The sequence below is a fragment of the Stenotrophomonas sp. YJH_SMC_29 genome (genome assembly GCF_059371235.1).
In genome coordinates this window covers 75,665-88,736 of the sequence record NZ_JCAFUK010000012.1, presented here as the reverse complement: position 1 = coordinate 88,736, position 13,072 = coordinate 75,665, and the positions used below count along the sequence as shown (strand labels likewise).

Below are 13,072 nucleotides of genomic sequence, written 5' to 3'. Positions count from 1 at the left end.
ATTCCTTCAGATGGATGGACGAAGTTGTCATGAAGACACGCAGATTCATTTTGATTGCGCTGGGTATGTTGCCTGCAGCTGCAGGCTTTCCCGCAGGAAGTCCACGTGTGGACTTTGTATCGAAAGCCTTCCGCGATGGAAGTTTCATCCCGCATGTCTACAGCGAGCGGGATGTCCTGCGCCGCTATGGTGATGGCGAGATGGTCATGGACGCGGCAGGGCTGATACGGCGTAGATACCTGGATCCCACTACCCGATTGGAGGTGCTGATCACCTCCAACCCTGACGTCGCTCCGGAGTTCCGAACCATTGATGAGATCCGCGTTTCATCGATCAGCGCGGGACAACCTGCTGCAGGCAGAACCGAGAGCTTGCGGGGCGTGAAGCTGAAAGGCGTTGCCATGGGTGACCGGGCGTCCAAGGCCGCCAGCGCAGCAGGCGCGCATGGCCAGATGGACACAGAGCAGGCAACGCTGGGCAGCTTCAAGGTCGAGCGCACTTGTGGGTTCTCGGAAGGTGGATCGAGCATTTGCTTCTACGTTCGGGATGGGAAAGTGGTTGCGATGGCGCTAGGGTTTGGCCCCTGACCAGTTGCTGTGCCGCATGCGGTGCAGGCACAGCGCAACCGTGAGCATCAGCCTACGAGGGCACTTCAGCGCTGAGGTAATTGGTGGGAGCGGCCTGGCGGTGGGCTGGCGCCCCCAGACAGACACCGCTGCTCATCCAGCACCAACCCATTGAAGCGCCCGAACCGCGCCTCAACCCACGAAGGCCCCGCGCTTTCCACCAGCAACCGCCCCTGGCTCTGGTGCAGATCCAGCCAACGCTCGAAGCTGATGCGCAGCCGTTCGATATCCGGTGCCCGCCAGCGGGCATCGGCAGGCATGCGGATCAACACACGCGACGGCGCGTTCTCCACCTCCATCACCAGCACGCCCTTGCAGCGGATCTCGAAGGACGTCGCCCCGGCATGGCGCGCTTGCAGTTCAAAGCCCTCGTGGGCCTTCGCGGTCACGAAGCCGAGCGCATCACTGTGCAGCAGGCGGTAATCGGCCGGCCGTAGCTTCTGGTAGGCCCACACCTGCTCGCCCGCGGGCTCGGGCCACTCCACCCACATCGCGCCGATCACCGCGATGCACACCACCGCAGCGGCAAGGCCGTGCATCTTCATTCGTCACCCCGCACACAGGCAGAAAGGTCCGCGCCATAAGCGCGCTCAGTCCTTGGGTCGCATGCGTTCGTGGATGAAGGCGGTCAGCGCCAGATCGGCCATCACCAGCCCCTCCATCACCCGGTCGCCCACGTACTGGTCCGGCTCGCCGTTCTGGCGCGTGCGCTCGGCCGCCAGCAGGATCTCCTGCACGATGCGCTGGCCGGTGAGCGCGCAGTCGGCGTCGGACAACGCCATCTGCCGGCTGCGTAGATGGTGCCGCTCGGGCCAGGGCTGGCCGTCGGCCGCAGCGCCCGCGCCGATGGCGTGCAGGATGGCGATGAGGCTGTTGGGGTCCAGGGCCGGAGCGGCCGAGGGCGCTTGCTGGATCGGGCGCGGGGGAGGGGAGTGCGGCGTGGTCATGGCAGGCTCCGTGCATGCAGGCAGAAGCCGCCACCGATAAAGGTGGCGGGCAGAGCGTGGCTCGAAAACCGGATGTTGGGAACCGGCGGGTACAAGACCCCCACGCCCCGCCCGCCATAGCCGGCAGACGGATTGCCAGCCGGCACCACGCGCGGTGGTGCCGGCTGGCAAGCGCAAACTACTTCCCAACAAAACGGGCTTTCGAGTCCCGACCACCGATGCACGGTGGCGCAGTAACGATTACCTGCTGTTGTTCGGAATGCCAACGGGTAGGGGCAATGCCGCCAAAACCCGAGACGCTTTTGGCATTGTCGCATAGCGTGGAAAGGGGCGAGAGCCTTGGCGTACTAGGCGGAGCGGCACTTCTGGGACGGAGTCGTCAGAACCTTCCGTTGGAGATGCAAGGCGCGGCAAATGCGACAGCACTCGCCCATCGGACATGTGTGATCGCTCATGCAACTGAACCGCTGCGACACCCGCTGGATGGTTTAAGTGACTTCTTGCCTATTGAACCTACCGAGCACCGCGCGCAATCTGACTACTGCTGTAGTCACTGAAGATCGTCCTGCCCGCAGCAGGAAGGTTCGGCAGCGTTCGACTGGATTCCACTCACTGGCGCAGGCCAAACAAGGACCACTGCACGTGTCACGCCGCAGCCGACTGCTTCTCTGCGCGGGTCTGGTCCCGCTTCCGTGATTCCTGTTCTGGACCAGCGTTGCCGCCGTGCTCGCGCCGGGCTACAACCCGCTTGCGCAGCACGCCAGCGAGCTGCTGCAGGCGCCAATGCTTGCAAGCATCTGCGGCAGGATCGCCGCCATCGGCTCCGGTGTCGGCTTCGTGGCGTTCTCCATCGGCGTATGGCGGGAGTCCGGCCGGCGGATTGCCGTAGGTGCAATCTGCTGGTTGGTCTTTGGCATTTCCATGCTGACCAACGGGCTCTGGCCCATGGGCCATCCGATGCACGGCTTCTACACCATCGGTATCGCAAACATCATTGCACCTGCGATGTCGCACATCGAACTGAGCGCGTGGTCTGCCAACCGAAGGGCGTACGCCGTGACCGCTGCGGTGAGCATCGCGGGCATCGTCTATCTCTGGTTGAACGTGGTGGGAGCGGACCCGGAGGGGTTCAGGGGGCTGACACAGCGCCTGTTCTCGTCGATCAACTCGCTGTGGCCATTCCTGGTGGCGCTGTACCTGCTGCGAAGAGGTTCAAGCGCGCTGAAGGTGCAGTCTGCGCATTGATGGGCGGGCGTGCAGGCACATGGACGACCATTGAGCGTGTGGGGTTGAGAAGGGGATGAGGATCTTTCGCCGTCAGCTGATCTACGTTCGAGTGCACCAGGATCACTTCATTGCGCGCGTGGTGGGTGGAGACAGGACCATCCGTCGCCAGTGTCATGCCCTTGGCAATCGCGCGGGTCCGATCAAGGACTTTTCGAATATCCGGCCCCTGCTCAAGGCGATCTTCTTGGAACTCCTGCCCGGGTTCTCTTTCGTCAAGCCGTGGGGGATTCTGCACTTTGATCCGGTTGAGTACCCGATCACGAAGGAAGAGTTGGCCGGATTTCAGAAGGCTGCCATGCGAAGTGGTGTGAGCTTCTGTTTTCTCTCCACGTGGGAGCAGCGGCATGAAGACAATGATCTGTTGGAGATGTTCAAGTAGGGTTCGGCCCGATACTTCGTTCTAGGCCACGCAGATTCTTGGGCCGGTTCGAGGCACTGCGAGCGTCCGCTCTCGGCCGGAAGCGGACGCACACTACGGTCCATTTCCTCTTCGATATGACAACGGCGGCTTACGGCCTTTGCAATGCAGGTTAGTCATTCTCAGGCGTTGCAACGGATTGTGAATAGGTCACAATCCGCCTAGTATCGAGCTGTGCTAGGGGGGGGCGAACCCTTTCGAGGGGCGTGGGTGGCATAGCCAAACTCCCAGGGGGGAGCGTCCATCAAATGGTTTGGCGGGAGAAGAGACTATGTCGACAGTGAGTTTTCTTGCAGGTGAGTTTTTTCTGCGGAACAGACCCAACGGCGGCACGGCTGTACTGTTGCGGTCGCTTTGGGTGACATCGCTAATTTGTGCGATCGTGCTCCCAATCAAGTCGTACTTTGCGGCCGGCACGGAGCTTGTTTTCTCTGCAGCCCAGCTCAAAGTCGAGATTGGGCAAATGATCCCATGGTTCGGCGCCATCTTTGCCGGTGCGTACGCAGCGTTCTACACTAGGTTCGCAGCACAATGGGGCTATCTGGCCGCGCTGTACAACCAGCTCATGGCAACTCTTGCTTCCGCACCGCCAGGGCAATTTCCGAACGAAACTCTCATCGGTTGGAATGCCGCATTCATAGAGGACGCTCAAGACTTGCATCTTGCACGGAAGTCAATGTTTGCATCGGTCATCAGAGAGTTGCTGCAGAATCCGCACGTTGTTCGAGTCTTTCTAGCCTCCACCCAAGGTGGCCCAAACCGGCTTCGTGAATTGGAGCGCCAGCTCAATTGCATTGCGGTGGCTCCTGCAGAGTTCGACTTTGGTACGGCACAGTCGGGGCAGCGTGCAGTTGAAAGTTTGGATACTTCCCAACCCGAAATGTGATTCGTTCGAGACGAATCCCCTGTAGCGGCTCGGCTCGGTTGGAGCTTCACGGATTTCTGCTTCTGGCCACTGCGAGACAAGCTAGCCTGAGTCAGTCTTCCGACGCTGATCGGCCGAGGTCTGCTTCTGGCCGGAAGCGGTCACCCAAGGGGCGGGTTGCGATTGTCTACATGAACCTGGGCGATTCACAGTACTTATTGCTTCAGAAATTCCCCGAGCGGATTTCAGGCTGCAGCCAGAAATCTAGTAATTAGGCCACGGTTCCGCGCTCAGCCTCTGCCTTCCGGTGATGCCGGCTGAGCTTAGGCAGGGCTTCGGATCCTCGTCCACACTGACCTAACCACTGCACTGTCAGACATGCGGAACAGTGGCGACCACGGGGCGGCTCATCGCAGTACGACCTTCCATTAGTCCTTCATGGCTTGAGCTGGAGCTCAGGACTGCGCCGCAGTCTGCTACTTCTTTATCCTGGAAAGGTCTACTGGCCTGGGAGGACTGGCGTTTGCCATAGTGGACTGAGGCCCTGCAAAGATCGCCGAGTTGCTGCTTGGGTGCTCGGGGAAGTGGCGCGGGGGGTAGTTGATGAGCGCGATCGGAAGCTCAGCCTGATCATCGTCACCAAGATCCCCGAAGTCGTCCATCACCATTTGAGGGGGCACACCGTCAAACGCGTACCCTCTATTGATCAGTGCGAACCCCAGCGGGAAGCACTTCATGATCCAGAGCATGCTCGCGCTACCGCATCCCAGACGTGTGATGGAGTAGTCCCTGGTCAGCACGACGCCTGGATGCGGGAAGAGCCAGTAGCACAGACTCAGGGAGTTGGGGAATTTTGCCGTGGGATCGGTAAGATAGTTCTTCAGCACCTCTGTCAGTTCCCCCTTGTGGAAACGATCAACGCCTTGGGAACACAGGTGGCCGATCACCGAGCGCATGATGCGTTGGGGTCGTAAGCGCACGTACTGGAGAGCCGGAATGTGAAGTACTGACGTGGTTAGCGCCGTCACCTTCTCCACCAAAGAAATCAATTCAGGATCGTAGCGGGTACCGAGGATGTCTCGATTGCAACGCTCGCAGAGCGATCTGAACTGAACGCCATTGTTGAACTTCTGGTACCGGAATTTTGACCCGTCGCGATAGGGAGCCATCACTTCGGAGACACGCAGTGGAACGCGCGGGGCCCATCCCTTGGGTGGACAGTGGTCCACGGTCAGCGGGCCGACCTCGCCACAGATGTTGCACTTCCCGACCTGAGGGCCGCGCGTCTGTTTGATGGGCATTGAGGCAGTCCATTGGCTGGTTTCGTGGATGGTAAAGGCGGGACTGATCACTTTGACCAGGTTCGACCGTCCCGAGCGGGAAAGACATCCAACTGCTGTAGTTGCGCCTGCGTGAGCCGCAGTCCAAAAAAAAGGGCCCGCAGCAATGCGGGCCCTTCATTCATCATCACTTCTTCTTGGTGGGCGGCGGCGGCGGACGGTTGTGTTCCTTCTGAGTGGTGCGCGGGTGGTTCTCCGCGAAGCGCTCGGTCACAAACCGGCCAGTCTCCGAGCTGCGGAAGTCCGCGGGGCCCTTCTTACTGGACATATCTGATCCTTTTTTGCGAGATCTCTCCAGAAGATGCTCTGCTCCAAGTCCTGGGCACCCGGACCCAATGACTGGGTCCGGGGCCTTCCTATCAGCCCTTAACGGCGCGGATGGGAGCGGTAATGACGGATGACGTGTTCCACACGGCCGAATCGACGGCGGGTGTAAGCACGTACCGGTACATTCTTGGTACGCATAGCTCTCTCCTTCGGAGAAGGTGAGAGGAGCGCGGTCTCGCCAAGAGAGCTCCAGGTCGCCCGGGCGTGTTATTGACACACTTCGGTCAACCGTGGAACCATTGTCCAGTCGAAGCCAAACGACAAGACGGTACTTGGCAGCCTGACAGGTGAGTCCCCTCTGGCACTCGCTCCTGTCCCCGGCCTTGTTACCTAGGAATCGCGCGCCAACGCGACCCTCGGTGACGTCTACATTGTTAAAGAACTGACCCTCGCCCTAAACAGCGGGGGTTTTTTCGTGGGCGTATCACACCCTTGACCGAACATTAACCGAGGCGACTCGGTTCAGTCAAGCGATTTCGGTAAGTCGAGAAGAAATCTTAACGTTAAGCCGTCTATTTGGCCCGTGGCGGCGATTTCAGCCCCGCCAACTTATCCTGATTAGCAATTGCTTTGGAATTGCACACAGCGCGTCCTAGGGCCATTCGGACGGGGTATTACTTTTGGCCAGTGCGAGTGGCGATCCTCGCCGAAGTCCGGCCAAAGTCGGCAAACATCCGAGATAAATTCCTCCAAAAGCGCTCAATTTGCGCAATCGTCAGCGAAAATTCCTTGCTGAAGCCGGATTTGGGCAAAATCCAGTCAGGAATTTCCTACCACAGCTTTTGCCCTTCCGCCTCAAACAGTGTCAATTGAGTTGCGCCAGGAGGTGCTGGGGGCGGACATCGGCAGTAGGCATGAAGCAATTTGCGCCACCCCCTGGGCCCGCTGCCGGCTGCTGGGAGGCCGCCGTCGACCAGATGTGGGGAGCAAATTTTGCGCATTTCGGGGATTCCGGGGGCTTGGACAGTAAACGACCGGGCCATCTGATGCTTTCTCGTTTACTATGTTTTTCCGCCGAGTGATCCCATAAAACCCTTATTTACCAAGGGTTTGAGCTTCTTATTCGCACGATATCGATGATCGCTCTATCTAGATGATCCATCAAGCCTGCTTTCTAATTTAAAGCACTCCCCATCTCGTGGAACATTCATGTGGAACAGCTCGTCCAGCAGTTTGGCGCCATCAACCCGGCCGCATGCGCAATTTTTGTCCTGGCTCTCTGCGCTTTTGCAGTGGCTTGGAAGGTCCTTCATATCCTCGGCAAGGTCATCCGTAATAAGGAGGGCAAGTGAGCGCCTGGGGCAGCTTCCCTTCATGGCCTGTAGGGCCCTTGGCCCTGGGCCCCTTACGAGGCGGAGCCAACAAGCTGACCGGGAGGCACATCGCTGCGATGAAGGTCTTCATCGCGGTAGCGATCGAGGTGGACTTCACTACCCGATCAAGCGAAATCACGAATGATCGCCTGATTCACCTGACGGGCCTGTCCCGTCCAATGCTCCTGCCAGCTGTGGAGACTCTGGCGGACAGAGGCGTTTTGAATTTTGACAACAGCGGCTATCGCAATCGCTTCACTCAGGTCCCAAGTGCGGAGAACACGCGCTGGACCAAGGTGCCAGTGGATCTTGCAACCAAGGCCATGCAGCAGTTGCCAAATCGAGGCGTGACAGTCTTGGCTGCGTTCAAGATCTACCTGAAGCTCCTCGAGAGCCGCTCGAAGGGCAGCTCCAAGACGCTCATCTCCCACCGGAAGCTGGTGGAGGCCATGTCCCTACCTCCCCGCGATGTTGCGGCCGGTATCGATCACCTGGTTGTCAATCGCCTTGTCCATGTAAGGCAGCATCCGACGCTCAACACCGCCGGCCACCCGGTCAATGAGTACGACCTCAAAGGGCCGCTCAATGGTCACGGTGGACCAACCAATTGAAGCCTACAGGAAGCCTACAGAGCTAGGTCCAACTCGGACACACCGTCGCGGGCAAGCAACCCCGTCGCTAAACGTCCCCCGCCATGGGCGTGCACATGAGCACGCCAGCACTACATGGAGGAGTGGATAAAATCCTGCTCTGTCTGTCACGTTCGGAGCTACGTAGATCATCACGTCTGACTCTCCAACCGGGACCAACTCCGCCTCGTCCTAAGGTGCACCAGTAGGCTCACACCCACCAGGACACCGAAACGCCAAGGTTACTGTGGACAACTACAAATCATCTGAGTGCCTGCTTTTGGCTGATAGCTGACCTGACGTCGATGAGACGTGTCGATTGGAAAAGATTCCGAAAAGGACAACTGGATTCCCGTGCCAGCATTCGATCATTCCCTGGTAACCCTCAGATTCTTCGGAGACGACCTTCTGCCCGAAGAAGTCAGTGCCTTGCTCGGAGCGACCCCGACCGCTTCGCATCACAAGGGCCAGGAACTCAGAGGCAACCAATCAGGCACCGTGCGTATCGCCAGGACTGGCCGCTGGCAACTTGATGCGGAGCGTCGTGAGCCTGAAGATCTGGACGCTCAGATCTTCGAAATCCTCGATCAGCTCACCGGCGATCTCGCCGTATGGCAGTCTCTGGCACGCTTCCGACCTGATCTGTTCTGTGGTCTTTTCATGGGCAGCAGCAACGGTGGTGTCTCACTTTCGCCTCGCGCGCTGCTCGCCTTGGGTGAGCGCGGCATTGAGCTCGGGCTGGACATCTATGAAGCCGATGAAGAGGTGCGCGACGCCCAACGCCAGCAGGCCATCAATTGATGATCTCCCCACTCCCCGAAGCAACAAACGCCTTCAACTGCCGAACGAACTCCGCGTCGTAGAGCTCCCACTCCACAATCTCCCCAACCACCCGCAACGGCTGCGCACTCCGATACGACCGCGTCGGGTTCCCGGGAAACTTCTTGTTGGTCACATTCGGATCGTCTTCAAACGGCCCGGTCGGCTCCACCACATACACGCGCGGCCGCCCCTCACCGCGGGCCATCTCCGCAGCCAGCCCGGCGCCTTTGGCGATCGTGGTGAAATAGATGTGGTTCATCACCACGCTGTCGCGATAGTTGGAGCGGAAGCCTGCGCTCAGCAAGTCGCCCACGGCCAGGTCAGCGCGGGTGCCGTGATAGAACGGGCCGGCGATCTGGTCGCAGGTGTCATGCGAAACGGGTGTCCATTCGGTGTCCTGCGCCATCGGCACTGCCCCCTGCGTGTCCTGCCGGATCGACAGGCCGGCGAGTCTAGGGCGCCCGGTGGGCCTTGCTGCAAGGCCCCATCCGGGAAATAATCTGTAAACGGGAGGCGCAGTGCGCCTCCTTTTTTCATTCTGCGGCGCCGCGCCCTTCCAGCTCGCGCACGGCGGTTTCCAGTGCGTCCAGCTTCTGGCGGGTCTTCAGCAGCACGGCGCGCTGCACTTCGAACTCCTCGCGGGTGACCAGGTCCAGCTTGGCCAGCCCCGCCTGCAGCGCGCTCTTGAAGGTGGCCTGCAGTTCCTCGCGCGATTCGCGCAGGCCCGGGGGCACCAGGTCGCTGAGGCGACGGGCGAGGTCATCGATTTGATTCAGGTCGATCATGGGGTGCTCCGTGGGGGTGGGCCCGTGCATCCGGCGCGGGCAGGCCAGTCGGGCACAAGGATACTGCCGGCACCCACTGCCCGGACAGGCGGCAGCGGCTTCGCACGGGCCGCGTTCAGGCGCTATCCTCCACGCCGGAAGACAGGAGATAGACGATGAAGATGGTCATGGCGGTGATCAAGCCGTTCAAGCTCGACGACGTGCGCGAAGCGCTGGCCGAGCGTGGGGTCACCGGGATCACGGTGACGGAAGTGAAGGGCTTTGGTCGCCAGAAGGGCCATACCGAGCTGTACCGTGGCGCGGAGTATGTGGTCGATTTCCTGCCGAAGGTGAAGCTGGAAGTGGCGGTGACCGATGACCAGGTGGAGGCGGTGGTTGAGGCCATCGTGAAGGCCGCCGGCACCGGCAAGATTGGGGACGGCAAGGTGTTCGTGTACGACCTGGGCAGCGTGGTGCGCATCCGTACCGGTGAGTTGGACGCTGACGCGTTGTAAGCGCGCCGCGGGCTGCCGGCACACGACAGGGGTGCCGGAATGCGACGAGGTAGAGTCGACTGTTAGTCGACTTGCGCGCGTAGCGCGGGGTTTTCCGGCTTCGGAACGAAGAGCAGTCGACTAACAGTCGACTCTACCTGGTCGGGCGCACGCTGCCGCCGAGGCATCATCCCCGTCGGGGCGTCCAGCCCCAACGACGTTGTCCCATCCGATCGCGCGATCAATCGCGCCCGAAAGACGCGGCGCTTACCGGCGCTTCGCCCACTTATAGAACCGCTTCCAGCCCTGCCGCACGGCGGCGACCCAGCCCGGGTCGGCCACCAGTGCGGCCTGCGCGGCACTCGGCGCTTGGCCGGTCACGCGCTGGCGGATCTTCAGCAGGTTCTTCATGTCGCTGCGGCGCATCTGCCGGCTCAGTGGATTGCGGCGCAGCCAGCGAGGCGCGCGCCAGGCCGAGGTGAAGTCCAGCAGCACCGGTACGCCACCGCTCACCACCACGTTGGTGCCGTGCAGGTCGTTGTGGGTGATGCCGGCGGCGTGCAGGCGGCTGAGCGCGTGCTGCAGCTGCTCGAACACTTCATTGCCGACGGCCTGCGCGGTGCTCAGGGTCTGGCCGGGGATGAACTCCATGCCCAGCGCCAGGCCACCGAGGGTGCCGAGCAGCGCGGGGGCATGCTTCCAGCCGCCGAGGCGCTGCAGCATGCGTGCTTCACGGCGCACCATCAGTCGCGCGATCAGCGAAACGGGAGTGCCGCGGTAGCGGGAATAGTCCTTGATGACCGCCTCGCGCCCGTCCAGGCAGGTGCGGTAGACGTCGGGGGCCAGGAAACGCTCGCCGCGCTTGAGCAGCAGCGGGGAGGTGGCGCCATCGGCGCAGGAGGAGGGGGGCAGGGCAGGAAGATACATGTCGGGGTCTCGGACGACCCGGTGGGTGGCGCAATGCGTCAAGCGAACCGGTGTTACAGGGAGTTACTAAGTTTTCGTTAATTTTAGTACTCGCCAGTTCGCTATTCCACGATTTGTCAGAGAAATGTCGGGGTCGTGGCTGGAACAGTTCGTCACGCAGAATCGGACAATTCCGTCTCACTTATAAGGTTTGCCCCGCTGGGTCAATGAGTTGGGCGCACGTCCAGCCCATTCATCGGCGGCGCGCTGAACGCCACGCACGTCCGGCTTGACCCCGGCGCACGCCCTGCCGACCATAAGCTGTTAACCCGCGACATCGGCGGCCGCCCCCCTCCGGCACGTCCCCGTCCCCTGCCGCGTTCCCCACCGGTGCTGGCCGCCAGGCCGTGCATCGCCCCGTTTCCCGTTCCGGCCGCGGCTGGAGGAAAGTGCTTTGATCATCAAAATCGTCATTGCAGCGCTGTTCGTGGCCTGCGTGCTGTACATCCACTTCCGTGGCAAGGTCCGCGCGCGCTGGTCGCGCCAGCTGCTGGACCATTCCAGTTTCATGGCCCCGATCAACGTGGTCATGTATATGTTCTCGAAGGTGCCGACCACGCCGTTCCTGGACCCGGGCAAGGAGTTTCCGCAGCTGGAGCCGCTGCGCCAGAACTGGCAGATGATCCGCGACGAGGCGCTGGCGCTGCGCGACGCGCAGAAGATCGCTGCCTCCAGCACGTTCAACGATGCCGGCTTCAATTCGTTCTTCCGTCGTGGCTGGAAGCGCTTCTACCTGAAGTGGTACGGCCCGTCGCATCCGTCGGCGAAGACGCTGTGCCCGAAGACCACGGCGCTGATCGAGTCGATCCCGGACGTGCGTGCGGCGATGTTCGCGCAGCTGCCACCGGGCAGCGAGCTGCGCCCGCACCGCGACCCGTTCGCCGGCTCGCTGCGCCTGCATCTGGGCCTGAGCACGCCCAACGACGATGCCTGCTACATCGAAGTGGACGGCATCAAGAAGAGCTGGCGCGACGGCGAGTGGATGATGTTCGACGAGACCTACATCCACCATGCGCACAACGAGACGCAGCAGGACCGCGTGATCCTGTTCTGCGATATCGCCCGTCCGCTGCGCTTCGGCCTGCCGGGGCTGTTCAACCGCGCGGTGGCGGCTACGCTGCTGGCCGGTGGTGCATCGCCGAACCTGCCGGGTGACCCGACCGGCGGCGTCAACAAGGCCTTTGGCAGCGTCTACAAGGTGCGCCTGAAGGCCAAGGCGTTGCGCGAGCGCAGCGTGGTAGCCTACCAGCTGATCAAGTGGGGCCTGGTGGTGGCGGTGATCGCCGGTATCTGGGCGCTTTGATCGTTACATGAGGTTGCCGGCCAGCGGCCGGCACTACCGGAGCATGAAAAAACCCGCGCTGTCGCCAGCGCGGGTTTTTGTTTGGATCAACCCTTCAATGCCGCCTGCACGAACGGCGGGGTCACCAGCACGCCGGTGTGCAGCGCGGCAGTGTAGTACAGGGTGTTGAAGGTCTTGGCGGCCGAGTCGGCCTGGCGGAAGTCGAAGCTGCTGTCGCCCTTGCGCGCCATGGTCACGCTCCACCAGCCGGTGGGGTAGCACGGCTGCGGGAACGGCAGGGTCTTGAACGAACCGAAGCCGGCCTTGCCCATCTCGGTGCGCATTTCGTTGATCAGTTCCAGCTGCATCAGCGGCGACTCGGACTGTTGCACCAGGATGCCGTCGTCCTTCAGGGCCTTGAAGCAGCTCTCGTAGAAGGCCTTGTTGAACAGGCCTTCGCCGGGGCCGACCGGGTCGGTCGAATCGACGATCACCACGTCCACGCTGCCGGCCGGGCAGTTGGCCATGTAGGCCACGCCGTCATCGAACAGCAGCTCGGCGCGGGCGTCATCGTTGGAGTCGCACAGTTCCGGGAAGTGCTTGCGCGCCATCACGGTGACCTGCTCGTCGATGTCGCACTGGGTCACGCTCTCCACGCCGCTGTGCTTGAGCACTTCACGCAGGGTGCCGCAGTCGCCGCCACCGATGATCACCACGCGCTTGGGCGCGGCGTGGGTGAACAGCACCGGGTGGCTGATCATCTCGTGGTAGAAGAAATTGTCCTTGCTGGTCAGCATGATGGCCCCGTCGATGGTCATCAGGTTGCCCCAGTCGGTGGTCTGGAAGATTTCGATCTTCTGGAACGGCGACTGCACCTCGTCCAGCTTGCCGGTGATGCGGTAGCCGATGGCCGAGCCGGTGCGCTCGAAGTGTTCGATGTACCAGTTGTTGCTGTCAGTCATGGGAAAACGGTCCTGTTCGGAGGGGTGGAG

The 13,072-nt window shown here is 61.3% G+C and carries 17 protein-coding genes; 9 read left to right on the top strand and 8 right to left on the bottom strand.

From position 1 onward, the window contains the following. The first annotated feature begins 29 nt into the window (after window positions 1–29). Window positions 30–587, top strand: coding sequence for a hypothetical protein (locus AC5P9I_RS14115; protein WP_235644636.1), 558 nt, complete (start codon window positions 30–32; stop codon window positions 585–587). A 65-nt stretch (window positions 588–652) separates the two neighbouring features. On the opposite strand, the gene AC5P9I_RS14110 is transcribed toward AC5P9I_RS14115, so the two are convergent. Together AC5P9I_RS14110 and AC5P9I_RS14105 are read right to left on the bottom strand one after the other, a co-directional pair. Continuing rightward, the gene (locus AC5P9I_RS14110; protein ID WP_049468946.1) at window positions 653–1,171 is read right to left on the bottom strand and encodes a hypothetical protein; all 519 of its coding nucleotides are present in this window, start codon (window positions 1,169–1,171) and stop codon (window positions 653–655) included. Window positions 1,172–1,216: 45 nt separating this feature from the next. Further along, window positions 1,217–1,573: a hypothetical protein gene (locus tag AC5P9I_RS14105; protein ID WP_049468948.1), complete on the bottom strand. Its 357-nt coding sequence runs from the start codon at window positions 1,571–1,573 to the stop codon at window positions 1,217–1,219. Between the two features lie 699 nt (window positions 1,574–2,272). Here AC5P9I_RS14105 and AC5P9I_RS14100 point away from each other — a divergent pair. From AC5P9I_RS14100 to AC5P9I_RS14090, 3 genes are all read left to right on the top strand, one after another. Further along, window positions 2,273–2,818: a DUF998 domain-containing protein gene (locus AC5P9I_RS14100; RefSeq protein WP_235644902.1), complete on the top strand. Its 546-nt coding sequence runs from the start codon at window positions 2,273–2,275 to the stop codon at window positions 2,816–2,818. 55 nt (window positions 2,819–2,873) lie between these two features. After that, window positions 2,874–3,239 (top strand): hypothetical protein, encoded by a 366-nt coding sequence (locus AC5P9I_RS14095; RefSeq protein ID WP_049468950.1) that lies wholly within the window; start codon window positions 2,874–2,876, stop codon window positions 3,237–3,239. 310 nt (window positions 3,240–3,549) lie between these two features. After that, window positions 3,550–4,164, top strand: a complete 615-nt coding sequence (locus tag AC5P9I_RS14090) for a hypothetical protein (RefSeq protein WP_049468953.1) — start codon at window positions 3,550–3,552, stop codon at window positions 4,162–4,164. A gap of 455 nt (window positions 4,165–4,619) precedes the next feature. Here AC5P9I_RS14090 and AC5P9I_RS14085 read toward each other — a convergent pair whose 3' ends face one another. After that, a complete protein-coding gene (locus AC5P9I_RS14085; protein WP_049468955.1) occupies window positions 4,620–5,444 on the bottom strand; it encodes a hypothetical protein in 825 nt (274 codons plus the stop codon). 166 nt (window positions 5,445–5,610) lie between these two features. Next, the gene (locus tag AC5P9I_RS14080; RefSeq protein WP_176422039.1) at window positions 5,611–5,751 is read right to left on the bottom strand and encodes a hypothetical protein; all 141 of its coding nucleotides are present in this window, start codon (window positions 5,749–5,751) and stop codon (window positions 5,611–5,613) included. 1,210 nt (window positions 5,752–6,961) lie between these two features. Between AC5P9I_RS14080 and AC5P9I_RS14075 the strand changes: the two genes are divergently transcribed. The 3 genes from AC5P9I_RS14075 to AC5P9I_RS14065 all read left to right on the top strand — a co-directional run bounded on the left by AC5P9I_RS14075 (window position 6,962) and on the right by AC5P9I_RS14065 (window position 8,553). After that, window positions 6,962–7,102: a hypothetical protein gene (locus AC5P9I_RS14075; RefSeq protein WP_160314616.1), complete on the top strand. Its 141-nt coding sequence runs from the start codon at window positions 6,962–6,964 to the stop codon at window positions 7,100–7,102. A gap of 98 nt (window positions 7,103–7,200) precedes the next feature. Continuing rightward, window positions 7,201–7,734 (top strand): hypothetical protein, encoded by a 534-nt coding sequence (locus AC5P9I_RS14070; protein WP_235644634.1) that lies wholly within the window; start codon window positions 7,201–7,203, stop codon window positions 7,732–7,734. Between the two features lie 372 nt (window positions 7,735–8,106). Then, window positions 8,107–8,553: a DUF4279 domain-containing protein gene (locus tag AC5P9I_RS14065; protein ID WP_049468957.1), complete on the top strand. Its 447-nt coding sequence runs from the start codon at window positions 8,107–8,109 to the stop codon at window positions 8,551–8,553. Here the strand turns inward: AC5P9I_RS14065 and arr are convergent. Further along, on the bottom strand, window positions 8,546–8,980 hold the full coding sequence (arr, locus tag AC5P9I_RS14060; protein ID WP_049468960.1) for an NAD(+)--rifampin ADP-ribosyltransferase: 435 nt from the start codon (window positions 8,978–8,980) through the stop codon (window positions 8,546–8,548). The genes AC5P9I_RS14065 and arr overlap by 8 nt on opposite strands. Before the next feature lie 127 nt (window positions 8,981–9,107). After that, the gene (gene ubiK / locus AC5P9I_RS14055) at window positions 9,108–9,359 is read right to left on the bottom strand and encodes a ubiquinone biosynthesis accessory factor UbiK (protein ID WP_005419983.1); all 252 of its coding nucleotides are present in this window, start codon (window positions 9,357–9,359) and stop codon (window positions 9,108–9,110) included. 155 nt (window positions 9,360–9,514) lie between these two features. Here ubiK and AC5P9I_RS14050 point away from each other — a divergent pair, with 155 nt between their 5' ends. Further along, window positions 9,515–9,853, top strand: coding sequence for a P-II family nitrogen regulator (locus tag AC5P9I_RS14050; RefSeq protein WP_005411374.1), 339 nt, complete (start codon window positions 9,515–9,517; stop codon window positions 9,851–9,853). A gap of 246 nt (window positions 9,854–10,099) precedes the next feature. Here the strand turns inward: AC5P9I_RS14050 and AC5P9I_RS14045 are convergent, their stop codons facing one another. Further along, window positions 10,100–10,759 (bottom strand): RIO1 family regulatory kinase/ATPase domain-containing protein, encoded by a 660-nt coding sequence (locus AC5P9I_RS14045; RefSeq protein WP_064239412.1) that lies wholly within the window; start codon window positions 10,757–10,759, stop codon window positions 10,100–10,102. A 436-nt stretch (window positions 10,760–11,195) separates the two neighbouring features. Between AC5P9I_RS14045 and AC5P9I_RS14040 the strand changes: the two genes are divergently transcribed. Continuing rightward, window positions 11,196–12,101, top strand: coding sequence for an aspartyl/asparaginyl beta-hydroxylase domain-containing protein (locus AC5P9I_RS14040; protein WP_032954620.1), 906 nt, complete (start codon window positions 11,196–11,198; stop codon window positions 12,099–12,101). A gap of 86 nt (window positions 12,102–12,187) precedes the next feature. Here the strand turns inward: AC5P9I_RS14040 and speE are convergent, their stop codons facing one another. Then, window positions 12,188–13,042: a polyamine aminopropyltransferase gene (gene speE, locus AC5P9I_RS14035; RefSeq protein ID WP_049471480.1), complete on the bottom strand. Its 855-nt coding sequence runs from the start codon at window positions 13,040–13,042 to the stop codon at window positions 12,188–12,190. Window positions 13,043–13,072 lie beyond the last annotated feature (30 nt).